Below are 26,822 nucleotides of genomic sequence, written 5' to 3' on the forward strand. Positions count from 1 at the left end.
CCCATTCACCAAGTCAGCAAGGCAACGATGATCAAGCTCCGCCTGAAGCGGTTCGGCAAGAAGCGGGAAGCGAGTTTCCGTCTGGTAGCCACCAACAGCACGTCCCGGCGGGACGGTCTGCCGCTTGAGGAGCTGGGCTTCTACAACCCCCGCACCAAGGAAACCCGCCTGGACGCCGAGGCCATCCGGGTGCGCCTGAGCCAAGGCGCCCAACCCACCGACACCGTCCGGTCTCTGCTCGAGAAGGGCGGCCTGATCGAGAAAACCATCCGTCCCGGTGAAACCGTCGGCAAGGCCAAGCAGGCCGCCGCCCGCGAGTCTGTGGTGAAGGAAGCCGCTAAGGCCGCTGCTGCTGAATCTGCCGCTGCAGCCGAGGCTGCTGCTGCCGAAGCAGCCAAGGTTGCTGAAACCGCAGCAGCGGCTGCCGCCGAGTCTGAAACCGAGGCCGTCAGCGCCGATGCCTGAGCGGACGGCCCATGGCCGGGGCTGAAACGCTTCCCTGCTTTTCGATCGATCTTCCTCACCAGGAAGCCGCCCTTGCCCTGGCAGGTGAGGCCGAAGCCACCCTGCATCGCCTTGAGGCCCTCACCGGGGCCTCGCTGGTACTGAGGGGGCTGCAACTGGTGATCCAGGCCAAGACCCCTCAGCTGGAGCGGGCCTCGGCCCTGGTGGAGCTGTTGCGGCCCCTCTGGGCGGAGGGTCAGGCAATCGGCGCCGTGGATCTGCAGACCGCCCTCACCGCCCTCGACACCGGCCGCAGCAGCGAGCATCGCGAACTATCTCAGCAGGTGCTGGCCCGCAGCCAGAGCGGCAAGCTGCTGCGCGCCCGCACGGTGCGCCAGAAGGCCTACGTCGAGGCGATGGAGCGCCACGATCTCACGCTCGCCCTGGGACCAGCTGGCACCGGCAAGACATTTCTGGCCACGATCCAGGCTGTACGCATGCTCCAGGAGCGGCGGGTGGAGCGATTGATCCTCACCCGGCCCGCGGTGGAGGCCGGCGAGCGACTGGGCTTCCTGCCCGGGGATCTGCAGCAGAAGGTCGACCCCTACCTCAGGCCGCTCTACGACGCCCTGCACGGGCTGCTGGGGGCGGAGCGCACCACAGCTCTGCTGGAGAAAGGGGTGATTGAGGTGGCGCCGCTGGCTTATATGCGCGGCCGCACCCTGGCCGATGCCTTCGTGATCCTTGACGAGGCCCAGAACACCACCACCGCCCAGATGCGCATGGTGCTCACCCGGCTGGGAGAGAACTCGCGGATGGTGGTCACCGGGGATCCCACCCAGTCGGATCTGCCCAGGGACCAGCTCAGTGGCCTGGTGGAAGCCGCCGGCGTACTGGCGGATGTGGAGGGAGTGGCGATCTGCCACCTCACAGCTGCCGATGTGGTGCGTCACCCGCTGGTCCAGCGCATGGTGCACGCCTACGCCCGCCGCGATGCGGCTGCACCGGCCCGGAGTGCTCAACGGGGATAGGGAGATCCGCACACCCCCGCCCCGCCGGCACTGGCAGGATGGTGAGAACCGAATTAACTGGTCCCATGCCAGCCAGCAGCAATTTCCAGGAAGCGATCCGCGAGGCCCAGCAGGGCGCGCTGGTCGGTCCCAACGTCGTCAACAAGGCACTGCCCTACGTGGGTGGTGGCATGGTGCTCACCGCCGCCGGCGTGATGGGGGGCCTCACCCTGATGGCCAGCAGCCCGGGGCTGTTCATGCCCCTGTTCTGGGTGGCCCTGATCGGCAACTTCATCCTCTTCTTCGTGGCCCAGAACGCTGCCACCAAGGGGAACAACGGCACGGCCCTGCCGATCCTCACGGCCTACAGCCTGATCACCGGCTTCACCCTCAGCGGGATCGTGGCCTACGCCCTCAGCGTCGCTGGAGTCGGCGCCATCGGCACCGCCACCCTGGCCACCGGCATCACCTTCCTGATCGCCTCGGTGGTGGGACGTCGCATGAGCGACTCCATCGGTCAGGCCCTGGCCGGCGTGGTGGGCCTGGGCATCATCGGCCTGATCATCGCCATGGTCATCCAGATCGTGGGCGGCATCTTCATCCCCGGCTTCGGGGGAAGCGGCTTTGAGCTGCTGATCGCCGGCTTCGGCACCGTGCTGTTCGTGGGAGCCGCCTTCCTCGACTTCTACACCATGCCCCGCACCTACAACGACGACCAGTACCTGGCCGGCGCCCTGGGCATGTACCTCACCTACATCAACCTGTTCATCTTCATCCTGCGGCTGATCATCGCCCTCAACGGCGGCGGTCGACGCGACTGAGCCATCGAGCTCTCGGGCCTCAGGCGTCGGCCACCGCCAGCACCGCTGCTCGGATGGCCTGACGCTGGTCCTGGTCGTAGCCCCAGCGATCCAGGAAGGCCACATCATCCCCGGATCCCTCGGCGCCGGCCAGCAGCAGCTCCAACCGACGCTTCACCGCCACTGGCTCAAGCAGCCGCAGCAGTTCGGTGCAACGGCGGCCTACGCGAATGGATCCGGCTCGCTGGCCTTCATCACCGGCTCGCTGGTGATGAAGGGCCATGGCAGTGCTCATGGCCAGGTTGCGGGCACTGAGGTCAACCACCCCATCGCCGGCCTGGCGCAGGCTCAGCACCAGTGCCTCCGGCAGCCGGTCCATCAGGGGGGCGTCATGGGTGAGGGCCACCACGAAGAAACCACGAGCGCCATCGAGGCTGGCCACCAGCTCTCCCACCCGATCCGCCAGCACCTCATCACTGAGCTCGCCGTTCTCCCAATGGCCCAGCCAGGCCGCCGCGATCTCCATCGCCTGGGGAAAGGTGGGGGTCGCAGGGTTGGAAGCCGTCATCACGGATCGGTGGGCTGGCAGTGTTGAGGTTATGGACAAGCCTGGCCCGAGCGAGACCGAACCGGATCAGCAGCTGGGCGCAGCGCTGCCTGTGCCGCTGCCTCTGCCTCTTCCGCAGCACGCCCCCGAAGGCTTTCGCTCCGGCTTCGTGGCCCTGATCGGCCGCCCCAACGTCGGCAAATCAACCCTGCTCAATCGCCTGGTGGGCGAGAAGGTGGCAATCACCTCCCCCGTTGCACAGACCACCCGCAACCGGCTGCGGGCCATCCTGACCACCCCCAGCGCCCAGCTGGTGCTGCTGGATACCCCCGGCATCCACAAGCCCCATCACCTGCTGGGGGAGCGTCTGGTGAAAACCGCTCGCGCCGCGATCGGCGATGTGGATGTGGTGCTGTTGCTGGTGGATGGCAGCGAGCCGGCAGGACGCGGCGATGGCTTCATCGTGGAGCTGCTCCGCTTCAGTCGTGCGCCGGTGCTGGTGGCACTCAACAAGATCGATCTGATGGACCCTGCCAGAGCGGCCGAACTGGAAGCCAGCTACCGGGAGCTGCTGACGCTCTCCGATCAGCGCGCCGATCCGGCCGATCCCGGTCAGCGCCGCAGCGACTGGCCGTTGTTGGCCTGCAGCGCCAGCACCGGTGCGGGCTGCGCCGAGCTGGTGGAGGCCCTGGCTACTCGGCTGCCCCTCGGCCCCCATCTCTATCCCCCGGATGCGGTCAGCGATCAACCCGAGCAACTGCTGCTGGCGGAGCTGATCCGCGAACAGGTCCTGACTCTCACCCGGGAGGAGGTGCCCCACTCCGTGGCCGTGCAGGTGGAGCGGATCGTGGAAGACGGCAAGCGCATCGCCGTGCTGGCAACGGTGCTGGTGGAGCGCTCCAGCCAGAAGGGAATCCTGATCGGCAAGCGCGGCCAGATGCTCAAGGAGATCGGCAGCGGGGCCAGGGCCCAGATGCAGAAAGTGTTCGACGGGCCGGTGTACCTGGAACTGTTCGTGAAAGTGGTGCCCAACTGGCGGCGCAACCCGGCGCGGCTGGCAGAACTCGGCTACCGCGGCGACTGAAGGCCGCCTCTGCGGCCTGCTACGGCGACTGAGAGGATGGAGGGCCAGAGCGCGCCCCCGCCGTGAACGGCACCAGCCCCGCCTTCCCCCCCGAGGACCTGCCAGCTTTTCTAGACCTCTGCGCTGGTCAGTGGATGGTGCTGCGCAGCCGGATGGAGGCCACCACGGCCGCCAGCGGGGACGATGACGCCTGGCATGACAGCAACCGCGGCGACCTGGGAGTGAGCCTGCGCCCGGGCACACCGGGCCGCTCCCTGGGCGGACTGGAGGTGACGGCTCCCGATGGCCAGGCACGACAACTCGACTTCGAGGCCGGCGGAATCCTGCTGGGCGCCGAGGGCAGCATCGGCCACTGGCAGCTGTGGCCCGACGGCAGCCTGGAGCTGGTGATCGCAAGCGGTGGTCAGGAGCAGCGCGAGCGGATCTGGTTCACCAAACCGAACCTGCGCCTGCGCAGCGTGATCATCAACGGCGCCGATGGCCAGCCTGAGCAGGCAAGTTTCTGCTCGGAGATCCGCCGCGTCAGCCGCCCGGCCCCAGTGGAGAGCTGAGCGCGATGCGGCTGGATGTGGTGAGCCTGGCTCCCGAGTCGTTTGCGCCGCTCACCAGCCTCGGCGTGATCGGGCGGGCCTTCAACGCCGGGATCGCCGAACTGCATACCCACAACCCCCGCGATCACGCCAGCGATCGCTATCGCAAGGTCGACGACCAGCCCTACGGCGGCGGGGCGGGCATGGTGCTCAAGCCGGAGCCGGTGTTCGCGGCCTTCGAGTCGATCCCCGTGCTGGAGCGGCGCCGGGTGCTGCTGCTCAGCCCCCAGGGTCAGCCCCTGCGTCAGGCCGACCTGCAGCGCTGGGCCCGGGAGCACGACCAACTCGTGCTGCTGTGCGGCCACTACGAGGGCTTCGACGAGCGCATCCGCAACCTCGCTGACGAGGAGGTTTCACTGGGGGATTTCGTGCTCACCGGCGGCGAGCTGGCAGCCATGGTGCTGATCAACGGCGTGGTGCGGCTGCTGCCGGGCACGGTGGGCTGCGCCGAGTCGCTGCTGGAGGAAAGCCACAGCTCACTGTTGTTGGAGCACCCCCACTACACCCGTCCGGCCGAGTTCCGGGGCCTGGCGGTGCCTCAGGTGCTGCGCAGCGGCGACCACGGCGCCATCGCCCGCTGGCGGGCCCAGCAGCAACAGGAGCGCACGAAGCAGCGGCGCCCCGACCTGCACCGCCGCTGGCGGGAGCAACAGAGCGCGGCAGGGCTGGAGGCCGCCAACCTTCAGGATGGGGGCATGCAGATGCGGATCGGCAACGGCTACGACATCCACCGGCTGGTGCCGGGCCGCCCGCTGATCCTGGGAGGCCAGACTCTGGAACACCCCGCCGGGCTGGGCCTCGATGGCCACAGCGACGCCGACGTGCTGGTGCACGCCCTGATGGATGCCCTGCTGGGGGCACTCAGCCTGGGGGACATCGGCCAGCATTTCCCCCCGGACGACGAGCGCTGGCGCGGTGCGGACAGCCTGGTGCTGCTGGAGCAGGTGATGGACCTGGTGCGCGAGCGCGGCTGGCAGGTGGTGAACGTGGATACGGTGGTGGTCGCCGAGCGCCCGAAGCTGCGGCCCCATATCGCCGCCATGCGCGCCGCGCTCTCCCAACGCATGGGACTCAATCCCGACCAGGTGGGCATCAAGGCCACCACCAATGAGACCCTTGGTCCCACTGGACGTGAAGAGGGAATCGCCTGCCACGCCGTGGCGTTGCTGGCGCCCTCAGGAGATGGGAATGGGTAGGGTCTGGGTTCTGGCCCTGTTCATGGTGACCATGCTTCTGGGTGTGACACCCACGACCGTGGCAGCTGCAGGCGCTTCAGCGCCCCCATCCACCGTGAGCACCAGCTCCACAGACACAGCTGCCGGCGACGTTGTCGAACTGCAGGAGGTGGTGGAGATCTTGCGCCTGAAGGTGCCCGCTGCCGATCGGGAGGCCTGGCTGGTGGCTGAGCGGCAGAGCTGGGAGCCCTGGTTGCAGAAGCAGAGCGGCTTCCTTGAGCGTCGGGTTTACTGGGATTCCACCAGCGAAGAGGGAGTGCTGCTGATCCGCTGGGCCAGCCGCCAACAGTGGCAGGGCATCGCCGCCGCCGAGGTGGAGCGGGTGCAGGAACGCTTCGATCAGCTGGCGCGCCGCGGAACCGGCCGCAGCGATCCCCATCCTTTTCCATTGCTATTCAGCGGTGAGCTGATCCCCCAATGACCCCACCCGAGCAACTGGCGCGGCTTGATCTGGGGCGGCGCGAGCGGCTGGGGATGCTGGAAGCGGTCTGGGGTGAGAACAAGGACGTCGATCAGATCACGGTGATCCTCGAGCGCCTGCACCAGGCCGGGGAGCTCGCCCTGGTCACCCGGGTGACCGCCGAGAAAGCCGCAGCGATCGAGGAATGGCTCCAGCGCGCACGACCCCAGATCGCCGCCGACCTGGGTCACCACCGCCAGGCACGCTGTCTCACCAGCGGCATCCTGCCCAGCGCGGATCCGGCCCTGGGGCTGGTGCATGTGCTCTGCGGCGGCACCAGTGATCTGCCCGTGGCCCACGAAGCCCAGTTGGCCCTGCGCTGCCATGGAGTGCGTACCGAACTTGTGGTGGATGTGGGTGTGGCCGGTCTGCACCGGTTACTGGATGAGCTGCCGCGGCTGCGGGGCGCCCAGGTGCTGATCGCCTGCGCCGGCATGGAAGGCGCCCTGCCAACCGTGCTGGCGGGGCTGCTGCCCCAGCCGGTGATCGGCGTTCCGGTGTCGGTTGGCTACGGCGTGAGTGCCGGCGGAGCGGCCGCCCTCAACGGGATGCTGGCCAGCTGCGCCCCTGGGCTGAGTGTGGTGAACATCGACAATGGCTACGGGGCCGCCATGGCGGCCCTGCGCATCCTGCTGGCCCTCAGAGGTGCTGCAGCTGCGGATAGGCCGTCAGCAACTCCTCGGTGCTGAGGACTTCTCCCTTGCCCTCCGGCTGCCAGATCACCTCCAGGGCAATCAGATCTCCGACCGAAACCGCGCCGATCACGCCAAGGGCGTCGCGCAGATCGTCGGCGCTGCTGATGGTCTTGATGGGGATGCGGCCCCGGCTGGCCACCAGCAGGGTGACGGCGATGAAATCGCTGGTGGCATCAGTGGGGCCACTGGTGGCGGCTTCATCCTGGAAGCGCCGACCGCTCACGTTGGAGGTGACCTCACTGCGCAGCTTGCTGCGCTCGGTCATCGAGAGACGATTGAAGGTGGATTCGGCGCTGGCGAAGGGCACCTGACCCAGTTCGCTGTTGGCATAAACCCAGAGGTCGGGCTGGCGCAGCAAGGACAGGCTGGTTTCCTGCAGCAGGCGCTGCAGACCGCTGCTGCCAGTAGTGTCGGCGGTGGCGGCCAGGCGGCGCAGATCGTCCTGCAGTTCACGGGCAGAAGACAGCAGACCCACCTGCAACTGGGCAATGGTGACCGGTCCATCTGCGCGGGGAGCCGCAGCCAGGGAACCACCGCCGCCACTGGTCATGCCGCCGCCGCCGCCGCGAAGGGTGTTGACAAGGAAGCCAGCGATCGCCATCAGGATCAGGAAGCCGAACAGGCCCCCGCCACCAAAGCCGAAAATGGGGATCAGGAAGGGGAAACCGATCCCGCCCCCATAGCCACCGCGGTAACCGCCACCGCCATAGCCGCCCTGATAGCCGCCGCCACCGCCGCTGTAACTGCGAGGCATGGAGGGAGCGGAGCGGAAGCTGCCGCCACCGATGCGCCCACCGCGGGCGGCCCAGCTGGGAGCTGGCGATGACAACAGCAGCAGGCCGCTCGCCAGGAGCGGCACCAGGACCAGCAGGGAAAGCCGGCGCAGCCTGGCGAAAGCGATCGGAAAAGGACGAGGGGACACAGGTGTCACCCGAAGCGAGTGCGCTGAATCTAGGAACCACCCCCCACGATGGTGACCACCTCCAGTACGGCCTCCTCACCAACCGCCTGCTGGGCCCAGGCCGTGCGGGGCAGGATTTCGCCGTTGAACTCCACCACCACCAGCCGAGGTTCATAGCCGAAGTGGCGCAACACCTCCAGCAGTGGGAGCTCAGCCGGGCAGGTGCGCGCTTCCCCGTTGAGCTGGATCATGAGGCTGCCGCTGGCCCCGTGTTCCTCGCTCATGCCTCCTCCCCCAGGGTCTTGAGCAACTCGAGGCTGGCCGCGCCCGGATCGCTCGCCTCGATGATCGCTCTCACCACCGCCACCCGGCGGCCACCGGCCGCCTGGACCGGCGCCAGCGTGGTGGCATCGATCCCTCCGATCGCGAAGAACGGAATCGGACTTTCAGCCGCTGCCTGACGCACGTAGGCCAGACCCACGGGCTCACGGCCGGGCTTGGTCGGGGTGGCGTTGATGGGGCCAACGCCCACATAATCGCAGCCATCGGCCACCGCCTGACGCAACTGCTCGATCCGATGGGTGCTGCGGCCGATCAGGCGATCCGGGCCCAGCAGGCGGCGCGCCTCTGCGGGGGGCAGATCCCCCTGGCCCAGGTGCACCCCATCGGCCTCCACTGCCATGGCCAGATCCACCCGGTCGTTGATGATGAACAGCGCGCCATGGCGTGAGCAGAGCTGACGCAGGGCACGGGCCTCCTGCCAGCGGTCCACGTCGGCGCTCTCCTTGGCGCGGTACTGGACCAGACGCACCCCCGCATCAAGGGCCGCGGCCACGGTTTCGAGCAGGTGGGTCGATGGGGTGGTGATCAGATACAGATGGCAGCGCAGCAGCTGCTCACGGCGGCCCGCGGCAGCACCACAGGCCCGCATCAGATCCAGCTCCAGGTCGTAGAGGGCGTAGCGGATGGCTGCAGCCTCGGAGGCCAGGAGCGGATCACTGGCGCGGCCGAACTCCTCCAGCACCCTCAGGGCCTCCTGGGCACGGCCGGCATTGGCGGCCACCACCTGGGCGGGTTGCGTTCGCTCGGCCTGGGCTGGATGGGCCAGGCCCGCTCCCCCATCGCTGGCGGTGTGGCGGGCCGCCTTGTAGGCGGGGAGGTGACAGCGGCCCAGGCGCTGGCGCAGGTCCTTGAGCCGAGCCACCAGATCCTGGCGGTCGAGGCCGAAGCGGCACCAGTCTTCGAGCACCCGCAGGCCTTCGCGGGAACGGTCGAGATTGGCATCGAGCAGGCGCAGCACTGCCGGCTCAGGCGTAGTCGGGGCGGCAGTCACGGGAGCGGAACCTGCGTAAGGTGATGGCGACTCCAGCTGGGTGGCCATGGATTTCGGCGGTGGTGACAGTCCGATGCTGGTGCTGATCTCAGGAATCCTGCTGCTCGGGGGCATCGCCGCCTTCATCGGCTGGGGTCTGAGCAACGCTTACGCCCCCTGAGACTCCAGGGAGAGCAGGCTACGGGCCAGCGCCGCGTCCACGCCGATCTGGTGGCTGAGTTCCTCCAGGCTGGCAAAACGTTGCTGGCGGCGCAGCAGCTGCACCGGCTCCACCTCCAGATCACGGCCCACCAGCTCCAGGTCACGGTCCAGCAGGTGCACTTCCACCGCCGAAGGGGCCAGAGGGTCCACCGTGGGCTGGGGACCCAGGTTCATCACTGCAGCCATAGGAGCGCCAGAGGGCAGCAACATGTCGCCAGCATCGACGGGCCCGAGGATGCGCACCCAGGCGGCATAGACCCCCTCCTGGGGCAGAAACTTGCGGCCGTCCACCTGAAGATTGGCCGTGGGCCAACTGAGCTGCCGGCCCAGCCCCCGCCCGCGCACGACCCGGCCGCTGAAGCGGTAAGGACGCTCCAGCAGGCGGTTGGCCTCGTCGATGGCGCCGGCGGCCAGGGCCCGGCGGATGCGGCTGCTGCTGATCCGCTCGGCCCCGTCCCAAAGCATCGAGGAGACCAGCACCCGCAGGCCATGGCGCCCTCCGATCTCCCGCAGGCTGGCGGTATCACCGGCCCGGTCATGGCCGAAACGGAAGTTCTCGCCCACGGCCACCTCCCTGGCCTGGAGCTCACCCACCAGCACTTGTTCCACGAACGCCTCAGGACTGAGCAGGGAAAGGCCGCGGGTGAAGGGCACCAGCACCAGCTGGCGGATGCCGTAGGGCTCGAGCAGGGTCAGCTTCTCGCCGGGGAGATCGAGGCGCAGGCGCGGTTCGCCGTAAAGCAGCTCGCGCGGATGGGGCCAGAAACTCACCACCGTGGGAATCAGCCCTGGGGTGGGGGCGGCGGCGATGGCGGCGATCACCCGGCGGTGCCCCTGGTGCAGGCCATCGAAACTGCCCAGGGCGACGGCGGTGGGGCGCATCGCGTCCTGGGGGGAGCGCAGGGGAATCAAGGAATCGGACAGGGCCCGGCTTGGAAACCATCCTTCCATGGGGGTTCCAGCCATGGGGGAGGGCCGGCGCTGCTGGCCATGGCAAGTTTGTGACGCTCCGCCCCCCGGTTCCGCGCTCAGATGGTTGACCGCCTCGATCTTCAGCTGGTCTCGGCTGCCCTGCGCCGGGTGGGCTGGATCCGCTTCTGGACCCAGTTGGCCCTCGGGGTCGTGGTAGTGGGGGTGCTGTTGTTCAACAACATCGGCGGCCGCCTGGCGGCCAACAGTGCCCGCTCCCTCGGACTCGGTCCCGGCCTGTCGCTGACCACCCTGTCGTTTTTCGTGCTGCTCTGGTGCCTCTGGCAGAGCTGGCTGGTGGTGCGCTGCGGCCAGGCCCTGGCCAGCCCCGCCCGCCCCAGCCGCGGCGAAACCAGCCGCCTGATCAAACGGGGCGCTCTGGCCGATCTGGCCGGGCTGACCCTGGCAGCGGTGGGTTATCAGGCCCTGGCCGGCAGCCTGTTCGTGCAGGCCTCCATGCAGGTCCCAGGCTTCTTCGGGGCGCAGCTGGCGGTACCGCCCGGCACCCGCGGCGGCCTGATGGGGCTGCCGATCACCTCACTCGAGATGCTCTCGGTGCTGAGCAACACCCAGGTGCTGTTCGCCCACCTGATCGGCCTGTGGATGAGCCTCTGGCTGCTGCAGCGCGTTCACCGCCCCAGCTGAACCGGAAGGTCCTCCAGACCACCCCGCCAGAACAGCTCAGGCTGCAGCGGGGTGAGGGCAGCGCCGCCGGCATGGATCTGGGCCACGTCCGTGGGCCAGTCGCGGGGGCCGGCGGTGGCGGATTCCAGGTCATCGACCACCTCACCAGCCAGCCAGTAATAGGTGCGCCCGCGGGGGTCGGTGCGCTGGTCGAACTGGTCACGGTAGCGGCGCACAGCCGGGCGGCACCAGCGCAGGGAACCGATCCGCTCGATCGGCAGGGCCGGCACGTTGAGGTTGAGCAGCAGGCCCTCCGGCCAGGCGCCGGCCAGGGCCGCTTCGGCCACATCGAGAGCGAGCACGGCAGCCGGAGCGAACTGGCGCCAGTCGAAGCAGGCACTGCTGACCGCCAGGGCCGGCAGCCCCTCGAGGGTGCCCTCCATCGCCGCCGAAACCGTGCCGGAATAGAAGACGTCGCTGCCAAGGTTGGGGCCGTGGTTGATGCCGGAGAGCACCAGGTCGGGCGGAGTGCTCAGCAGCCGGCCCAGGGCGAGCTTGACGCAGTCGGAAGGGGTGCCGCTGCAGGCCCAGGCGGTGACGCCATCGGCGAAGAGCCGGTCGGCCCGCTCCGCCCGCAGCGGTGTCTGCATGGTGAGGCCATGGCCGGTTGCGGAACGCTCCTGGTCGGGGCAGACCACCGTGACCACATGGCCACGCCCAACCGCCTCGGCCGCCAGGGTTTGAATCCCCTCGGCGAACACCCCGTCGTCGTTGCTGATCAGGATCCGCAGGCTGGACATCGGGACCGGCAGGGGCAGGGGCGCAGGCGGCAACTTAGGCAGGCTCGCTCCGTACAGTCGATCGTTACCGCCCCCGATTCGTGAGCGCCACGATCAGCCTGCAGCAGCTCACCGACCAGCTCGATGCTCTCGAAGCCGAAGCGGCGGCCTCGATCGCCGCAGCAGCAGACACCACTGAGCTGGAAGGGCTGCGGGTGGGACTGCTGGGCAAGAAGGGGCGCCTCTCGGCGGTGCTGGGGGCCATGGGCAAGCTCGATGCGTCCGAGCGGCCCCTGGTGGGCCAGCGGGCCAACGTGCTCAAGGAGCAGGTGCAGGCGCTGATGGGCCAGCGGCTGGAGGGGCTGCGGGGCGCCGCCATGGCCGAAAAGCTGGCGGGGGAACGGCTTGATGTGACTGCCCCGAGCCGCTACGTGCCGGTGGGGCATCGCCACCCGCTGATCCGAACGATCGAGGAGATCGTCGACATCTTCTCCGGTCTCGGTTACCGGGTTGAAGAGGGGCCCGAGGCGGAAACCGACTACTACAACTTCACGGCCCTGAACATCCCGCCGCACCATCCGGCCCGGGACATGCAGGACACCTTCTATCTACCCGGTGACCGGCTGCTGCGCACGCATACCTCGCCGGTGCAGATCCGCCATCTGGAGAGCAACCCGCCACCGGTACGGATCGTGGCGCCCGGCCGGGTGTACCGGCGCGATGCGGTGGATGCCACCCACTCGCCCGTGTTCCACCAGGTGGAAGTGCTGGCAATCGATGAGGGGCTGGATTTCAGCCACCTGCGCGGCACCGTCACCACCTTTCTACAGCAGTTTTTCGGCGATCTGCCGGTGCGCTTCCGGGCCAGCTACTTTCCCTTCACCGAGCCTTCTGCTGAGGTGGACGTGCAATGGCGGGGGCGCTGGCTGGAGGTGATGGGCTGCGGGATGGTGGATCCGGCGGTGCTGGAGGGACTGGGGCTGGATCCCGAGCGCTGGAGCGGTTTCGCCGCTGGCCTGGGGGTGGAGAGGTTCTGCATGGTGCGCCACAGCATCGACGACATCCGCCGGCTGTTCACCAGCGACCTGCGCTTCCTGGAGCAGTTCTGATGGCAATCGGGCCGCGGCCGGAAGGCTCCTCATAAACTCGACAGGTTCTCGCCTCCGACCGGTGCCCTGCGTCGGACTGATCGTCAACGACGGCAAGGATCTGGCCGTCAAGACGGCCGATGTCATCCAGAGCCGACTGGAAGCGGCCGGCACCAGCGTGCTGCGAGTGAGCAGCTCCGGCGGGATGGTTGGTTTCGCCAATCCCGACCACCAGTTGCGCAGCCGTGGTTTCAGCGCCTGCGTGCCGGCGAGCTTTCACCCGGACATGAGCCTGGCGGTGGTGCTGGGGGGCGACGGCACCGTGCTCTCCGCCGCGCGCCAGACCGCTCCGATCGGCGTGCCGATCCTCACGGTCAACACCGGCCACCTGGGCTTCCTGGCCGAGGCCTACCTCAGCGAGCTGGATGGGGCGATGGAGCAGCTCCTCACCGGCCGCTGGACCGTGGAAGAACGCACGATGCTGATTGTGAGCGTCATGCGAGGCGACCAGCGCCGCTGGGAGGTGCTCTGCCTCAACGAGATGGCCCTGCACCGGGAACCGCTCACCAGCATGTGCCATTTCGAGATCGCCATCGGTCGCCACGTGCCGGTGGACATCTCCGCCGATGGGGTGATCCTCTCCACCCCCACCGGATCCACCGCCTATGCCCTCAGCGCCGGCGGACCTGTGATCACCCCCGACTGCCCGGTGCTGCAGCTCACCCCGATCGCACCCCATTCGCTCGCATCCCGCGCCCTGGTGTTCAGCGACCAGGAACCAGTGACGGTGTTTCCAGCCACCCCCGAGCGGTTGATGATGGTGGTGGACGGAAGCGCCGGCTGCTACGTGTGGCCGGAAGATCGCGTGCTGATCCGCCGCAGCCCCCATCCAGCCCGGTTCGTGCGCCTGCAGGACCACGAGTTCTTCCAGGTGCTGCGCAACAAGCTGGGCTGGGGGCTACCCCATGTGGCCAAGCCCGACAATGGGGAGTTAGGCGGCCGCGACGGCCCCGGCGCCGGTGCACGCCCGTGAACGGACCCCTGATCCTGCTGGTTGGGGAGGAGGCCGAAGCGCTGGCGCCGCGCTTGGAGGCCTCCGGTTACCGCACCGCGCCGGTGGGTGCCCTGCCCGATCCGCCGGCGGCGGTGCTGGTGTCGGGAGCAGATGGGGTGGCCACGATTCCAACCCTGCGCATGATTCTGGAGGATGTGCCGATCCTGCTGGATCTGGTGAGCGACAGCGTCGAGGCTCGCTCCCGCTGCTTCAGCTCCGGCGCCGACGACTTCTGGCTCTCCAGTGCCGGCGGCAGTGACCTGCTGATGCGACTGCGCCTGCACCTGCAGATCCGCGGCGGCAACCGCGACCAGCTGCCGCCCCTGCAACTCGCTGATCTGCATCTGGATCCCGCCAGCAGGCAGGTGCGGCGGGGGAGGCGTCTGCTCGCGCTCACCGCCCGCGAGTACCAGTTGCTGCTCACCCTGATGCGACAGCCGGGGATGGTGCTCAGTCGCGAGCAGATCCTCGCCGAGGTGTGGAACGACCAGGGGGGAGCCGCCAGCAACGTGGTGGAGGTGTATGTCCGCTACCTGCGCCAGAAGCTGGAGGAACAGGGTGAGCAACGCCTGATCCACACCGTGCGCGGCCGGGGCTACTGCCTGTGCGAACGGCCGCCGAAGCCGGAGCGGCCGGCGACATGAGACGTCCTGCAGCGTGATGGGAAGCCCGTTGAGAGCTGGTTCCCTGCTCGCCCTCGGTTTGACGACGGGGTTGCTGACGACCGGGCTGCTGGCGGCGGGGTTTCACACGGACCATCGGCCCGCCATGGCGGACAGCCGTTCGCCAGCCGCTCCCCCCCAGTTCCTGCCTATCGAGGCGGAATGGTGCCTGGAGCGTGCCGAGACCGCGGCGAGCACGCTGCCACCGACCTGTATCCAGCTGGAGGTGCCCCGCACCCCCCGTCAGTACGCCTGGGGCCTGATGCAGCGGCCGGCGCTGGGACGCCTGAGGGGGATGTGGTTCCGGTTTGAGCCGGCGCAGGCCGTGAGCTTCTGGATGCACCGCACCCTCACCCCGCTCGACATGGTTTTCCTCCGCGAGGGGAGGGTGATCGCCATCCAGACCAACGTGCAACCCTGCCCGCGGCTGCCCTGCCCCAGTTACGGCCCCGGCGAACCGGCCGATGGGGTGGTGGAGCTCGACGCGGGCGAGGCGGCGGCCCTGGGCATCGGCGAGGGCAGCGCTGCTGTGATCAGGCTCCGGGAGCCGGAAGCTCCATAACTTCGATCTCAGTCTTTGCGGCCCTTAAGCACCAGCACCGGATTGAGCGGGGCCAGGCGAGTGCCATCGGCCAGAGGGGAGCCCCGCCAGGCCTGCAGCTGACTCACCTGCACCCTCAGCCCGGCCTGCTCCAGCGGCGGCCTCAACTCCGCGAGGGCTTCGAGGGTGGCCAGGGGAATCACCACCTGTCCGAGGGGACGCAGGCGCCGCAGCACGATCTCGAGCAGGGCCAGGCGCTGGCGGCCGCCGCCACCAAGCAGCACCCGGTCGGGATCGGGGGGACCGCCCTGCTGAAGCACGGAGAGGGCATCGCCTTCGAGCACCCCCGCTGGCTCAACGTCGAGCCGCTCGGCATTGGCCCGGATCAGGGCCGCTGAACCGCCTCGCCGCTCAAGGGCCCAGAGTTCCAGGCCCGGACGCAGCCGCAGGGCCTCCAGGCCCACCGAGCCCACCCCGGCCCCCACATCCCAGAGCACGCCGCTGGCGGGCAGCTCCAGGTCAGCGAGCAACTGGATGCGCACCTCCCGCTTGGTCATCAGGCCGGGACGATCGGGCTGCTGCAGCCAGAGGCCATCATCGAGGCCGAACAGCGGCAGGCTGGCGGGATTGGGAGGCGGAGGCGGCTCGGCAATCAGCAGCACCAGGTGCAGCGGATCGAGATCGGCCGGCAGCGCCGCCCGGGGTGCAAGCCGGAGCACCCTCTCCTCGGGGTGGCCGAGCCGTTCACACAACCAGAGGGCATAGGCCGCCTCCAGACCGGAGGCGGCCAGGATCCGCCGCACCTCCTCGACCCCGCCGCGGCCTGGATCGGTGAGCACCGCCAGGGCCGCCGGACGCTGCTGCAGACGGCCCGCCAGCGGTTCGGGGTCGCGGCCATGCAGGCTCAGCCACTCCGCGTCCTGCCAGGGGCGGCCGAGGCGGGCGAAGGCCAGCTGCAGGCTGGAGGGGGCGGGATGAAAGCGAAGGCACTCGGGGGGAAAGCGACCCAGCAGCAGGCGACCGATGCCGAACCAGAGGGGATCGCCGCTGGCGAGCAGCACCACCGCCCGACCGGCGGCCAGGGCTCGCTCCAGCTGGGGAAACAGCTGCTCCGGGCGATCACTTGCCACTAACTCCGGCGGCTTGAGCTCCTCCGCCAGGACCTGGCGCAGCCCAGGCAGCAGCCTGGCGGGTGCCGCCAGCAGATCGGCCTGGCGCACCAGGGCCGCCGCTGCCGCTGGCAGGGAGGCCAGCCCGCCGGCGTCGCTGCCGATCACCTCGAGACGATGCTGCTGGAGCGGTTGATGCACGTGGCGACTCCGGTGCGGCGGCTGGCCGGGCCCCGCCATGATGCCCGCGAGTTGAAGCGCCCATGGCCGCACCTGAGCCCCCCTCCCGCCGTCAGCGCGTGCATGAGCTGGCCCTGGCCCTGCTGGCGCGGCAGGCCGAGATCGAGCTGCTCAGCCCCGAAGCCACCGGCGGCGGCGGGGAGGATGCCGGCCTCTGGCTGGAGCGGAACCGGCGGGTGGTACAGCGCTACCAGGCGGTGGTGCGCTCGGCAATCACCCTTGATGCCCTGATCGAGCAGGAAGTGGCCGCCGGGGCCGGCCAGCTCTGACAAGCTGGCGCCATCTCGATGAGCACCATGGCTCCGTTCGGCCTGTCCGCCCTCTCCACGCTGTTGCGCGGGCCCGGCGCCGGTCGGCCCGCCCAGGCCCCCCCCGCCAGCTGGCAACGGCCGATCGGCCAGGGCTGGGAGGCCCCCTACAAGGTGCGCTACGCCAGCAACCTCGACGACGGTCCCAACCACGGCGCCCCACTCGGAGGCTTCGGCGCGGGCTGCATCGGCCGCGGACCCGACGGCAACTTCAACCTCTGGCACCTCGATGGGGGTGAGCACTGGTTCGGGGTGCTGCCCGACTGCCAGTTCGCCCTGTTCGAGCACGACGGCACAGTGAGCCGGGCGCGGGCCCTGGCCATGACCCCTGAGCGCGACGACTCCAGGCCGGAGGCCAGCAAGAGCCCCCTGGGCCGCTGGCAATGGCTGGGGGCCGAAACCAGCGACGACAACGAAACCAGCGCCACGGCCGGCACCTACTCCGCCCGCTATCCGCTGCACTGGTTCGATTATCAGTCCGACTTCCGCGCCGAGGCCAGCTGCGAGGCCTTCAGCCCGATCCTCCCCGGCGACTATCAGCGCACCAGCTATCCGGTGGCGGTGTTCCGCTGGCGGCTGGCCAACCCCACCAAGGTCCCCCTGGATCTCTCGTTGCTGCTGAGCTGGCGCAACACCGTGGGTTGGTTCACCAACACCGATCCCAGCGCCGCCGTGACGTTCCGCGACGACGGCAGCCCGGAGCACAACTACCTGCCCGCCATCGGAGCGGGGGTGGGCCAGCGCAACCGCTGGATCGACACACCGGGCCTGACGGGCGTGCTGCTGGAGGGGGCGCCGAGTCAGCCGATCGCCGAGGGGGAGGGTCAGTGGTGCCTGGCGGTCCCCGACCAGCTGGAGGGGGTGGAGGTGATGCGCTGCAGCCGCTGGGATCCAAGCGGCGATGGCGGCGAGATCTGGGAGGCGTTTTCCCGCGACGGCTCGATCCCCAACAGCAACAACGACCGCCGCAGCACCGGCAGCGAGCAGGCCAGCGCCGCGATCGCCCTGCGGCTGAGGTTGGAGCCGGGGGCTGAAATCGAGCTACCTGTGGTGATCAGCTGGGATCTGCCAGTGACCGCCTTCGCCACAGGCACGTCCGCCCTGCGCCGCTACACGGATTTTTTCGGGGCCACCGGCACCAGCGCCACCGCCATCGCCGCCGAGGCTCTGGGCGCGTGGCGGCAGTGGCGCGACGCCATCGAGGCCTGGCAGAAACCTGTGCTGGAGCGCAGCGACCTGCCTGAGCCCCTGCGCATGGCCCTGCTCAATGAGCTCTACGACCTGGCCAGCGGAGGCAGCCTCTGGACCGCCGCCAGCTCCACGGATCCGGTGGGCCGTTTCGGGGTGCTGGAGTGCCTCGACTACGCCTGGTACGAAAGCCTGGATGTGCGGCTGTACGGCTCCTTCGCCCTGCTGCAGCTCTGGCCAGAACTCGACAAGGCGGTGTTGAGAAGCTTCGCGCGGGCCATTCCAGCCGCCGATGCCACCCCCCGGCCGATCGGCTGGTATTTCACCCAGGGGCGGGGCCGGGTGGAAGCGGCCCGCAAGCTGGCCGGCGCCACCCCCCACGACCTGGGCGCCCCCAACGAGCGGCCCTTCGATGCCACCAACTACACCGCCTATCAAGACTGCAACCTCTGGAAGGACCTGGCCTCAGACTTCGTTCTGCAGGTCTGGCGGCTGTTCCGCCTCTCCCCATCGGGGGAAGACCTGCGCTTCCTGGCCGACTGCTGGCCGGCGGTGGTGGAGTCGCTTCGTTATCTAAAGCAGTTCGACATCAACGACGACGGCCTGCCCGACAACGGCGGCGCGCCGGATCAGACCTTTGACGACTGGCCACTGCAGGGGGTGAGCGCCTACTGCGGTGCCCTCTGGATCGCGGCCCTGGAGGCGGCCCTGGCGATGGCCCAGCGGCTGCAGCTCGACCTTGGCCTCGACACCGGCGCCGAACAGCGGGAATTCGGCAGCTGGCTGGAGCCGTCACGGGCCAACTTCGATCGGCTGCTCTGGAACGGGGAGTACTACCGGATTGATGCCAGCAGCGGCACACCGGTGGTGATGGCCGACCAGCTCTGCGGCGATTTCTACGCCCGCCTGCTCGGGCTGCCGCCGGTGGTGAGCGATGAGCGGGCCCTCTCCGCATTGACGGCGATTCGTGAGGCCTGCTTCGAGCGCTTCGAAGGGGGGCGGCTGGGGGTGGCCAACGGCCTGCGCCGCGACGGTACGCCGCTCGATCCCAACGGCACCCACCCGCTGGAGATATGGACCGGCATCAATTTCGGTCTGGCGGCCTATTACCGCCTGATGGGTCAGACCGACACGGCCATGGCGATCAGCGGCGCCGTGGTGGGCCAGGTGTATGCGGGAGGTTTGCAGTTCCGCACGCCCGAGGCGATCACGGCGGTGGGCACGTTCCGGGCCTGCCACTACCTGCGGGCGATGGCGATCTGGGCGCTCTGGGCCACCCACACCCAGTGGCAGCCGATCCCTGGAGCCGAGCGCGAACCATGAGCGGGATGATCCGCCGAGCGGGTCGGCTGCTGCTGGCACTGAGCCTGGTGCTGGCTGGCCTGTTCGCGCTGGTGGCGCCAGCGACAGCCCAGCTGCACCAACACCCCAGCGAAACCGGCAGCCCGGTGCTGCGCAGCCTGGTGAGCGTGCGCGATCTCGATGATCAGGCCTGGCAGTTGGTGGCCTTTCGCGACGGACCGCCCGGAGCTGCCCTGCGCCTGCGGGTGGTGGGCTATCCCGGCAAGGTGCGGCTCGATCACCCCACGTCGCTGCAGGTGCGCTCGGGTCCGTTCCAGTGGCAGCTGGAGGATCTCACCCTCGAGAGCCAGGCATTGAGTAACGACGGCCGCTCCGCCGCCGCTGAATTCGATCTGAGCCCTTTGCTGGCCGAACTGAGCCAGAACCGTCCGCTGCGGCTGCGGCTGCCGGGGGTGTTCACGGAGCTGCCGGTGCCTCCGTTCGTGGTGGCCGAGTGGCGCAGCCTGGTGAGAGCTCCGGCATGAGCAGGGGGTGCCCCTGGAGCACCTGGATGGAGCGGGCCCTCGGCCTGGCCGCCCTGGCGCAGGGTCGCACCAGCCCCAATCCCCTGGTGGGTGCCCTGGTGCTCGATGCCAGCGGCCTGCTGGTGGGGGAGGGCTTCCACGTCGCTGCCGGAATGCCCCACGCCGAGGTGGGAGCCCTGGCTCAGGCGGGAGATCGGGCCCGAGGGGGCACCCTGGTGGTGACCCTGGAGCCCTGCTGTCACCACGGCCGCACGCCCCCCTGCAGCGAGGCCGTGATCACCGCCGGGATCCGGCGGGTGATCGTGGCGATGGAAGACCCCGATCCGCGGGTGGCGGGCGAAGGCATCAAGGCATTGCGCCAGGCCGGGACGGAAGTGCTGGTGGGGGTGCGCCAGGCCGAGGCCCAGAACCTGAATGCCGCCTTCTGCCATCGGGTGTGCACCGGCCGGCCACTGGGGATCCTCAAGTGGGCGATGAGCGTGGACGGACGCACGGCCCTGCCCAACGGATCAAGCCAGTGGATCAGCGGGCCAGAATCGCGGCAGAGGGTGCACGAGCTGCGAGCGCGCTGCGATGCGGTGATCGTGGGCGGCGGCACCGTGCGCTCGGATGATCCCCTGCTCACCAGCCGGGGGCGGCGCGCGATCGAGCCGCTGCGGGTGGTGATCAGCCGCGGCCTGATCATGCCGGAGCGGGCCCAGCTCTGGGACCAGCGCGCGGCTCCCACCCTGGTGGCCCATGGGCCCGAGGCCCCCGAGCCAGCACGACAGCGACTGGATGGGCTGGGTGTGGAGCGGCTGGAGCTTGCCTGCTGCGAACCGCTGGAGCTGATGCAGGCCCTGGCCCGGAGGGGCTGCAACCAGGTGCTCTGGGAGTGCGGGCCAGAGCTGGCGGCAGCGGCGCTGCGCCAGGGTTGTGTACAGCGGCTGGTGGCGGTGGTGGCCCCGAAGCTGCTGGGGGGTATCGCCGCCCGCACACCGCTGGGGGATCTGCAGCTGAGCTCGATGGCGATGGCTCCCTCCTGGCGGGAGCTGGGGCTCAGCCGCTCGGGAGCCGATCTGATCTGGGAGCTGAACGGACATGACGGCTGAGGGCATTGGACGACCGTCCTTAGAGTCCGGCCATGCTCAATCCCCTCCAGCTGAGCCTGCCGATTCCCCTGCTGGGGATCCTGCTGGCGGCAGGAGCCTGGCTGAGCCTGCAACTGGTTGGCAAGCGGCTTCCCAGTGAATCGCTGGGTCGCGCCCTGGTGCTGCGCAGCCGCCTCAGCCTCACGCTCACGCTCCTGGTCAGTTTCATCGCCTGGTGGCTGCTGACCCTGCTGGGCCCAGAGCTGCTGCCCATGGGCATGGGCAGCATCGACGTGCGCAATGAGCTGATCTTCATCGGCCTGATCTGGACGCTGCTGCGCTGGAAGGGCGAGATCTGGCGCAAGGCCGACACCTACTCCCAGCAGGTGTTCCCGAATCTTCCCCAGCGGGAGCGCCTGTACCTCTTCGATCTCAGCGACAAGCTGCTCACGGTGCTGGTGATGGTGATCATCAGCCTGGAGCTGCTGCGGCTGCTGGGCACCCCCACCGCCCTGCTGGCCACCGCCGGTGGCTTCGGTGCCGCTGCCCTGGGTTTCGGCGCCCGCACGATCGTGGAGAATGGACTGAGCGGCATCAGCCTTTACATCAACAGACCCTTCGTGGTGGGAGATTTCATCCGGATCCCCGCAGAAGATGTCAACGGCACCGTGCAAACAATCAGCTGGTTCTACACGGAGTTGCGTGATCCGGAGCGGCAGCCGATCTTCATCCCCAATTCGATCTTCACCGTGAAGCCGATCATCAACGTCGCCCGGATCGACAGCCGGCGGGTCTGGATCGACTTCGGCCTGCGTTACGACGACCGGGCCGCGATCGAGCCCATCATCGCCGAGCTGCGTGAGCAGCTGGATTCGAACACCAGTATTGATCACGACAAGGCAGCGGCGGTGCATTTCGTTGGCTATGGCGAATCGAGTCTCAACCTGCGCCTGCTCTGCTACGTGGCCGGTGGCGACATCCAGGCCGCCTGGGATCTGCAACAGGAGCTTTTGTTGCGCGTCGGTGAGGTGGTGGAGAAGCATCAGGCGGGAATGCCCTTCCCCACGCGCAGCCTGATCAGGGGCTGATTTCACCATGGCCCTCAGTTTCAGCGAACTCCAGCGACAGTTGCGGCCTGAATGGGGTGAGTTCCATCCAGGCAGCGGCCAGAACAGTGGCGGCGATAGCGGCAACGAGGGCTGGGATCTGCTGGTGGTGCCCTCGCTCAGCCTCGATCACCATCAGATGGCACTGGTGACCGGGGCCCACCACTACGAGGAACGGCAGCTGTTCTCCCTGATCCGGTTGCGCGACCCCGGCGTGCGGGCGGTCTACATCACCAGCAAGCTGCTGCCTGAACTGGTGGTGGACTCCGTGCTGGAGCTGCTGCCGGGGGTGCCCGCCTCCCACGCCCGCCGGCGCCTGCATCTTTTCGACACGGACGACGCCTCCAATCGGCCCCTGACCGAGAAGCTGCTGGAGCGGCCGGCGCTGCTGGGGCGCATCCGCGAGCGCCTGCGGCCCGGGCGCAGCTTCATGACCTGCTTCAACGTGACGGAGCAGGAGAAGCAACTCTCCGAGCGCCTGCAGGTGCCGTTGCTGGGCACTGATCCAGCCCTGAGTCACTGGGGCGGCAAAGCCGGCAGCCGCGAGCTGTTCCGCCGCTGCGCTGTGCCCCATCCGCCCGGCAGCGCCCTGGTCCATGACCTCGACGCCCTCGCCGAAGTCGCGGCCGAGCTGTGGGAGGCCAACCCTGAGCTGAGCCGGGTGGTGGTGAAGCTGGACCAGGGATTCAGCGGCGAAGGCAATGCTCCCCTGGAGCTGGGGCCCCTGCAACTGTCGGAGCTCAGCGGCCGGGAGCGCCGAGCTCGCCTGCGCGAGGCCCTCGAGACCCTGGCGATGCCACCACCCCAGTGGCGCCAGTTGCTGCAGGAGCAGGGGGCCCTGGTGGAGGCCTGGCTGCTGGGGGGCGACGAGCTGGCCTCACCGAGCGTGCAGGGGATGATCCACCCAGGCGGGGCGGTGGAGGTGCTCTCCACCCATGAGCAGGTACTCGGCGGTGTGAGCGGACAGACCTACCTGGGTTGCAGCTTTCCCGCCCAGACGCAGTACCGGGCCGAGCTGATGCGTCACGGGCTGGCGGTGGGTCAGGCCCTGGCGGCAGAGGGCGCCCTGGAGCGCTACGCGGTGGATTTCGTGGCGCGCCGCTTCGGGCAGCACTGGGATCTGCAGGCGATCGAGGTGAACCTGCGCAAGGGCGGCACCACCCACCCCTACATGGCCCTGCGCTATGCCACCAACGGCCGCATCGATGGCGCCAGCGGCCTGTTCCGCTCCCCCACCGGCCAATCGCTGTTCTATGCCGCCACGGATAACCTCTGCGACCCGAGGCTGCGGGGTCTGCTGCCGGTCGACCTGATCGACATCGTGGCCGCCGCCGGGCTGCACTTCGACCCGGCCGAACTGCACGGCAGCGTGTTCCACCTGCTGGGCTGCCTCTCGGAATTCGGCAAGCTGGGCATGACCTGCATCGGCCGCAGTCCCGAAGAAGCTGAACGCATCTACGCGGCCACCAGGGAGCGACTGATTGCGGCGGCCGAGGAGCTGAAGCAGGCCTGAGCAGATCCGCCACTGACCACCACAACGGGCTCACCTGGGCTCCAGGATGAAAGGCCTCTGCTGCCCTGCCATGGAAGCCCGCTGGAACGACGCCGTGATCGCCAGCAGTGACGACATCGTGAAACTGGAAGGCAACGCCTACTTCCCCGCCGAGGCGTTGGTCAGAGAGCACCTGCGGCCTTCCTCACATCGCAGCGTCTGTGGCTGGAAGGGCGAAGCCCACTACTACGACGTGGTGGTAGGGGATCAGGTGAACGTGAACGCCGCCTGGTTCTATCCCGAACCCAAGCAGGCCGCCAGTGAAATCAAGGGCCGGGTGGCCTTCTGGAAGGGCGTGCGCGTGAGCTGATTCCGCCCTCAGACCAGCAGCGGCTCCGGCTGGGGCAGTCCGTTGGCGCCATAGGCACGCTCCAGCACCAGCTCCCGCCCCGGTTGGGGCCGCCAGCACAGCCTCACCGCCAGGGGGTCTCCAAAGCGGCGCTCCAGGGCGGTGGTGAGGCTGAGATCGTCCGTGAGCTGCCAGCAGCCGAGGCCTGAACCATCGCCACCCGGCAGAACAGTTGCCCGAAGGGGCGCCGCCGGAGCCGGATCCACTACCCCGGGGCGGGCCTCCACCACCACCACCACGCTCTCGAGCCGCTCGGCGCCGTGACGCACCACCAGCCGCCGCCGCCGCTGGCCATCCACCAGGCACAGCTCCATCACCGCCGGCCAGGGACCAGTCTTGTCGGGGCCGAGGCTCCAGTGTCCATCGGGGCTGATCGCCATCAAGGCCGGCGGCTCGGCGAAGCGCATCGTCGCCACCTTGCCGGTGTTCAGGTAAGTGAGAGCCGCTTCGATCTGGCCGTCCGTCTCCCGCACATGCAGGCGTGTGCCGAAGCGCTCGCTCTCGAGGCCCTGGCTATCGAGGCGAATGAAGCTGCCTTCCCAGTGGCCGGCATTGCGCGCCAGCAGGGTGGCGCGGCGATCGAAGCTGGGCACGGGCGGGCTGTAAGCGGAAGGGTCCCGATGCTGGCAGCTTGATGGGCTAAGGATTGGCCGCCTGCTGGGTGGAATCCGCCTGGGCCGGAGAGTCGGCCTCCTCGTTCTCCTTGCCCCAGCCCAGGATCATGCCGGTCACGGGAATCGCCAGGAACACCCCCAGCAGACCCGCCAGCCGCTCGCCGATGAAAAGGGCAAAGAAGAGAACCACAGGCCGGATTTCCAGGGCGCGGCCCATCACCCGGGGATGGATGAAGTTGTCCTGGATCTGCTGCAGCACCACCGAGGCGATCACCACCTGCAGGGCCAGCCACTGCCCCTGGGTCAGGAAGACCAGGCTGGAGGCCACGATCACCCCAAGGGTGGCGCCGATGCCTGGAATGGCATCCAGCACTCCCACCAGGATCGCCAGGATCAGGGAGAACTTCACCCCCAGCACGGCGTACACCAGCAAACTGGCGAGGCTGAGAAAGATCATCAGCGTGATCTGACCGCGCAGAAAACCCAGCACGTTCTTCTGCACGCTGCGATCGAAGCGCTCGCGCACATCCTCCGGAAGCAGGCGCAATACCTGGCTCCAGGTGGCCCCGTTGTCGATCAGCATGTAGGCCACGATCACCAGCAGAAACACTCCGCCGAAGACGTTGGAGAAAGCGCCGCCGATCACCCCCAGGCCCGTGCCGAGGCTGGCGCGCAACAGCTCCAGCAGTTGCTGGAGGTTGATCGTTTTCAGGAACCCGTGAAAGGGAAGATCGGGGCGTTGCAGACCCAGCACCAGATCATTGATCAGGCTGCTGCCCTGGTTGATCAGTTGGAAGCCAAGCACCGCCACGAAAAAGCTGGCCACCCCGATGCCGGCCAGCAGGGTGAGCAGGATCGCCAGCCCACGGCTGCAGCCCAGACGCCCCAGCCGCCGCACCGGATAATCCAGCACCACCGCCAGCACCGCCGCCGCGGTGAACAGGGACAGCACCACTCGGAAATAGTCGATCAGCTGCACCACCGCCCAGCCACAGGCCACAAGCAACAGGAAACGCAGCAGAACGGAGTGGCTCAGCCGCTGCCAGGCCGGGCCGTTGGGGTCGTTCATGGAGATCGAGAGGGAGCGGCGCTGCTGCCAACCATGCTGCCGAACAGAGCCATCGGCCCAAAGTTTCCCTGAGGGCAGACGAAACCGGACACAAATGAGCGGATTGGCTTAAGACGGAGGCCCGCCAGCCCCGGAGCCCCTGCCTATGGTGTAAATCCTTACAAAGTCAGGGTTCTGCGCGTCTCCCCTCTGCTCGAGACTTCTCCCCCCGAGTCCCGCTCCAGCCCGTCTGCCACCGGCGTCCGGTATGGAGATTTCGTTCTCAAGCCCTTCATCGCCAGCGACGATCGCCTCGCCACCTGGCAGATCCTGAGCACAGTCGGGGCTTACCTGCTGCTCTGGGCCGTCACCGTGGTGGTCGCTCGGCAATGGCTCTGGCTCACCCCGCCGCTGCTGCTGCTGCTGGTACTGCTCTCAGGGCGCTGCTTCTCGCTGATGCACGACTGCGGCCACTACTCCCTGTTCCGCTCGAAACGGCTGAACAGGGCCGTGGGCTTTCTGCTGGGCGTCATCAACGCCATTCCTCAGTACCCCTGGTCGCAGGGACATGCCTACCACCACAAGCACAACGGCAACTGGGACCTCTACCGGGGACCCTCAGCCCTGATCAGCCTGGAGCAGTACGAGCAGCTGAGCCCGCGCGGTCAATTGGTGTACCGCCTGCTGCGCCACCCATTGATGCTCTTCCCGGGCGGCTTCTTCTATCTGGTCATCAAGCCCAGGCTGGCCCTGCTGCTGGGAACAGCCCAGTTCCTCGGCCATGTGAGCACCAGGCTCCGCGCCGACTGGCGCACACCTTGGTCCGAACTCGTCCTGTCGTTCAAATCCAGCCATTGGTACAGCGGGGCAGAATTCATCGATCTGCTGCTCAACAACATCTGCGTGGTCGCCAGCTGGGTACTGCTGTGCCACTGGATCGGGGCCGGCCTGTTCTGGAGCCTCTATGCAGTTGTGATGGCCGCTTCAGCAGCGCTGTTCATCTGCATTTTCTTCGTTCAGCACAACTTCGAAGGGTCCTACGCCCACCGCAGCGATGGGTGGGACCCGATCGAGGGTGCGATCGCCGGTACCAGCCTGCTGGTGCTTCCAGGCATCCTGAACTGGTTCACTGCTGACATCGGCTGCCACAACATCCATCACCTCTGCGAGCGCATTCCCAACTACCACCTGCGGGCCTGTCAGGAACGCAATGCTGCCCTGCTGACTGGGGCAACGCGCCTGACCATCGCCGACATCCGACGCTGCTTCAAGTACGTGCTGTGGGACCGGGAGGGGGAAATGCTTCAGCCCATCCCCAGCTTCTCGAACTGAGCAGAGCACTGCCCCAGACCAACCGTCTGGGGCAGTGCTCTTAAAAAAGCTGTGGCATCCCTG

30 protein-coding genes are annotated in these 26,822 nt (G+C 68.4%); 21 read left to right on the forward strand and 9 right to left on the reverse strand.

The features are described 5' to 3' along the window. Positions 1-27: 27 nt before the first annotated feature. From rpsP to KBY77_RS07555, 3 genes are all read left to right on the forward strand, one after another. Positions 28-465, forward strand: coding sequence for a 30S ribosomal protein S16 (rpsP, locus tag KBY77_RS07545; RefSeq protein ID WP_255102931.1), 438 nt, complete (start codon positions 28-30; stop codon positions 463-465). Between the two features lie 11 nt (positions 466-476). After that, a complete protein-coding gene (locus tag KBY77_RS07550) occupies positions 477-1,475 on the forward strand; it encodes a PhoH family protein (RefSeq protein ID WP_255102932.1) in 999 nt (332 codons plus the stop codon). A 65-nt stretch (positions 1,476-1,540) separates the two neighbouring features. Then, the gene (locus KBY77_RS07555) at positions 1,541-2,275 is read left to right on the forward strand and encodes a Bax inhibitor-1 family protein (protein ID WP_255102933.1); all 735 of its coding nucleotides are present in this window, start codon (positions 1,541-1,543) and stop codon (positions 2,273-2,275) included. A gap of 19 nt (positions 2,276-2,294) precedes the next feature. Here KBY77_RS07555 and KBY77_RS07560 read toward each other — a convergent pair whose 3' ends face one another. Continuing rightward, positions 2,295-2,822: a hypothetical protein gene (locus tag KBY77_RS07560; protein ID WP_255102934.1), complete on the reverse strand. Its 528-nt coding sequence runs from the start codon at positions 2,820-2,822 to the stop codon at positions 2,295-2,297. A gap of 31 nt (positions 2,823-2,853) precedes the next feature. On the opposite strand from KBY77_RS07560, the gene era reads away from it, so the two are divergent. From era to larB, 5 genes are all read left to right on the forward strand, one after another. Further along, entirely contained in the window at positions 2,854-3,885 is a 1,032-nt protein-coding gene (era, locus tag KBY77_RS07565; RefSeq protein ID WP_255102935.1) for a GTPase Era, read from the forward strand. A 62-nt stretch (positions 3,886-3,947) separates the two neighbouring features. After that, positions 3,948-4,436, forward strand: a complete 489-nt coding sequence (locus KBY77_RS07570) for a phycobiliprotein lyase (RefSeq protein WP_255102936.1) — start codon at positions 3,948-3,950, stop codon at positions 4,434-4,436. Continuing rightward, complete coding sequence (trmD, locus tag KBY77_RS07575; protein WP_255103154.1) at positions 4,433-5,671, forward strand: tRNA (guanosine(37)-N1)-methyltransferase TrmD; 1,239 nt, start codon at positions 4,433-4,435, stop codon at positions 5,669-5,671. Before KBY77_RS07570 ends, trmD begins: the two co-directional genes overlap by 4 nt. After that, a complete protein-coding gene (locus KBY77_RS07580) occupies positions 5,664-6,131 on the forward strand; it encodes a TIGR03792 family protein (protein WP_255102937.1) in 468 nt (155 codons plus the stop codon). The genes trmD and KBY77_RS07580 overlap by 8 nt, the downstream gene beginning before the upstream one ends. Beyond that, on the forward strand, positions 6,128-6,859 hold the full coding sequence (gene larB, locus KBY77_RS07585; protein ID WP_255102938.1) for a nickel pincer cofactor biosynthesis protein LarB: 732 nt from the start codon (positions 6,128-6,130) through the stop codon (positions 6,857-6,859). The genes KBY77_RS07580 and larB overlap by 4 nt, the downstream gene beginning before the upstream one ends. Here the strand turns inward: larB and KBY77_RS07590 are convergent. The 4 genes from KBY77_RS07590 to KBY77_RS07605 all read right to left on the reverse strand — a co-directional run bounded on the left by KBY77_RS07590 (position 6,810) and on the right by KBY77_RS07605 (position 10,251). Further along, complete coding sequence (locus KBY77_RS07590; protein WP_255102939.1) at positions 6,810-7,787, reverse strand: DUF1517 domain-containing protein; 978 nt, start codon at positions 7,785-7,787, stop codon at positions 6,810-6,812. The genes larB and KBY77_RS07590 overlap by 50 nt on opposite strands. A 29-nt stretch (positions 7,788-7,816) precedes the next feature. After that, positions 7,817-8,050 carry a sulfur carrier protein ThiS gene (thiS, locus tag KBY77_RS07595; RefSeq protein ID WP_255102940.1) on the reverse strand — a complete coding sequence of 78 codons (234 nt, stop codon included), beginning with the start codon at positions 8,048-8,050 and terminating at the stop codon, positions 7,817-7,819. Continuing rightward, on the reverse strand, positions 8,047-9,099 hold the full coding sequence (locus KBY77_RS07600) for a thiamine phosphate synthase (RefSeq protein ID WP_255102941.1): 1,053 nt from the start codon (positions 9,097-9,099) through the stop codon (positions 8,047-8,049). Before KBY77_RS07600 ends, thiS begins: the two co-directional genes overlap by 4 nt. A 147-nt stretch (positions 9,100-9,246) precedes the next feature. Continuing rightward, positions 9,247-10,251 (reverse strand): bifunctional riboflavin kinase/FAD synthetase, encoded by a 1,005-nt coding sequence (locus KBY77_RS07605; protein ID WP_255102942.1) that lies wholly within the window; start codon positions 10,249-10,251, stop codon positions 9,247-9,249. 81 nt (positions 10,252-10,332) lie between these two features. Here KBY77_RS07605 and KBY77_RS07610 point away from each other — a divergent pair, with 81 nt between their 5' ends. Next, positions 10,333-10,914, forward strand: a complete 582-nt coding sequence (locus KBY77_RS07610) for a DUF3611 family protein (protein WP_255092598.1) — start codon at positions 10,333-10,335, stop codon at positions 10,912-10,914. Here KBY77_RS07610 and surE read toward each other — a convergent pair. Further along, on the reverse strand, positions 10,899-11,693 hold the full coding sequence (gene surE, locus KBY77_RS07615) for a 5'/3'-nucleotidase SurE (RefSeq protein WP_255102943.1): 795 nt from the start codon (positions 11,691-11,693) through the stop codon (positions 10,899-10,901). The genes KBY77_RS07610 and surE overlap by 16 nt on opposite strands. An 80-nt stretch (positions 11,694-11,773) precedes the next feature. Between surE and pheS the strand changes: the two genes are divergently transcribed. The 4 genes from pheS to KBY77_RS07635 all read left to right on the forward strand — a co-directional run bounded on the left by pheS (position 11,774) and on the right by KBY77_RS07635 (position 15,038). After that, positions 11,774-12,781: a phenylalanine--tRNA ligase subunit alpha gene (gene pheS, locus KBY77_RS07620; protein ID WP_255102944.1), complete on the forward strand. Its 1,008-nt coding sequence runs from the start codon at positions 11,774-11,776 to the stop codon at positions 12,779-12,781. 61 nt (positions 12,782-12,842) lie between these two features. After that, on the forward strand, positions 12,843-13,793 hold the full coding sequence (locus KBY77_RS07625; protein ID WP_255102946.1) for an NAD(+) kinase: 951 nt from the start codon (positions 12,843-12,845) through the stop codon (positions 13,791-13,793). Next, positions 13,790-14,458, forward strand: a complete 669-nt coding sequence (locus KBY77_RS07630) for a response regulator transcription factor (protein WP_255102947.1) — start codon at positions 13,790-13,792, stop codon at positions 14,456-14,458. Before KBY77_RS07625 ends, KBY77_RS07630 begins: the two co-directional genes overlap by 4 nt. A gap of 28 nt (positions 14,459-14,486) precedes the next feature. Beyond that, on the forward strand, positions 14,487-15,038 hold the full coding sequence (locus KBY77_RS07635; protein ID WP_399212457.1) for a DUF192 domain-containing protein: 552 nt from the start codon (positions 14,487-14,489) through the stop codon (positions 15,036-15,038). Between the two features lie 8 nt (positions 15,039-15,046). Here the strand turns inward: KBY77_RS07635 and cbiE are convergent, their stop codons facing one another. After that, positions 15,047-16,327 (reverse strand): precorrin-6y C5,15-methyltransferase (decarboxylating) subunit CbiE, encoded by a 1,281-nt coding sequence (gene cbiE / locus KBY77_RS07640; protein ID WP_255102948.1) that lies wholly within the window; start codon positions 16,325-16,327, stop codon positions 15,047-15,049. Positions 16,328-16,389: 62 nt separating this feature from the next. Between cbiE and KBY77_RS07645 the strand changes: the two genes are divergently transcribed. From KBY77_RS07645 to KBY77_RS07675, 7 genes are all read left to right on the forward strand, one after another. Beyond that, positions 16,390-16,635, forward strand: a complete 246-nt coding sequence (locus tag KBY77_RS07645) for a hypothetical protein (RefSeq protein WP_255092592.1) — start codon at positions 16,390-16,392, stop codon at positions 16,633-16,635. Positions 16,636-16,662: 27 nt separating this feature from the next. Then, positions 16,663-19,185: a GH116 family glycosyl hydrolase gene (locus tag KBY77_RS07650; protein ID WP_255102949.1), complete on the forward strand. Its 2,523-nt coding sequence runs from the start codon at positions 16,663-16,665 to the stop codon at positions 19,183-19,185. Further along, entirely contained in the window at positions 19,182-19,688 is a 507-nt protein-coding gene (locus KBY77_RS07655) for a DUF3122 domain-containing protein (protein ID WP_255102950.1), read from the forward strand. Before KBY77_RS07650 ends, KBY77_RS07655 begins: the two co-directional genes overlap by 4 nt. Continuing rightward, the gene (ribD, locus tag KBY77_RS07660; RefSeq protein ID WP_255102951.1) at positions 19,685-20,779 is read left to right on the forward strand and encodes a bifunctional diaminohydroxyphosphoribosylaminopyrimidine deaminase/5-amino-6-(5-phosphoribosylamino)uracil reductase RibD; all 1,095 of its coding nucleotides are present in this window, start codon (positions 19,685-19,687) and stop codon (positions 20,777-20,779) included. The genes KBY77_RS07655 and ribD overlap by 4 nt, the downstream gene beginning before the upstream one ends. A gap of 32 nt (positions 20,780-20,811) precedes the next feature. Further along, positions 20,812-21,846 (forward strand): mechanosensitive ion channel family protein, encoded by a 1,035-nt coding sequence (locus KBY77_RS07665; protein ID WP_255102952.1) that lies wholly within the window; start codon positions 20,812-20,814, stop codon positions 21,844-21,846. A gap of 7 nt (positions 21,847-21,853) precedes the next feature. Continuing rightward, positions 21,854-23,377, forward strand: coding sequence for a peptide ligase PGM1-related protein (locus KBY77_RS07670; protein ID WP_255102953.1), 1,524 nt, complete (start codon positions 21,854-21,856; stop codon positions 23,375-23,377). A 70-nt stretch (positions 23,378-23,447) separates the two neighbouring features. Then, positions 23,448-23,726 (forward strand): DUF427 domain-containing protein, encoded by a 279-nt coding sequence (locus KBY77_RS07675; RefSeq protein ID WP_255103157.1) that lies wholly within the window; start codon positions 23,448-23,450, stop codon positions 23,724-23,726. 8 nt (positions 23,727-23,734) lie between these two features. Here KBY77_RS07675 and KBY77_RS07680 read toward each other — a convergent pair whose 3' ends face one another. Next, a complete protein-coding gene (locus KBY77_RS07680; protein ID WP_255102954.1) occupies positions 23,735-24,358 on the reverse strand; it encodes a DUF3598 family protein in 624 nt (207 codons plus the stop codon). A gap of 46 nt (positions 24,359-24,404) precedes the next feature. Next, complete coding sequence (locus tag KBY77_RS07685; protein ID WP_255102955.1) at positions 24,405-25,448, reverse strand: AI-2E family transporter; 1,044 nt, start codon at positions 25,446-25,448, stop codon at positions 24,405-24,407. Between the two features lie 351 nt (positions 25,449-25,799). On the opposite strand from KBY77_RS07685, the gene KBY77_RS07690 reads away from it, so the two are divergent. After that, positions 25,800-26,759 (forward strand): fatty acid desaturase, encoded by a 960-nt coding sequence (locus tag KBY77_RS07690; RefSeq protein ID WP_255102956.1) that lies wholly within the window; start codon positions 25,800-25,802, stop codon positions 26,757-26,759. Positions 26,760-26,822 lie beyond the last annotated feature (63 nt).

Source organism: Synechococcus sp. Cruz-7E5, from assembly GCF_024345995.1.
Classification (GTDB): Bacteria; Cyanobacteriota; Cyanobacteriia; order PCC-6307; family Cyanobiaceae; genus Regnicoccus_A.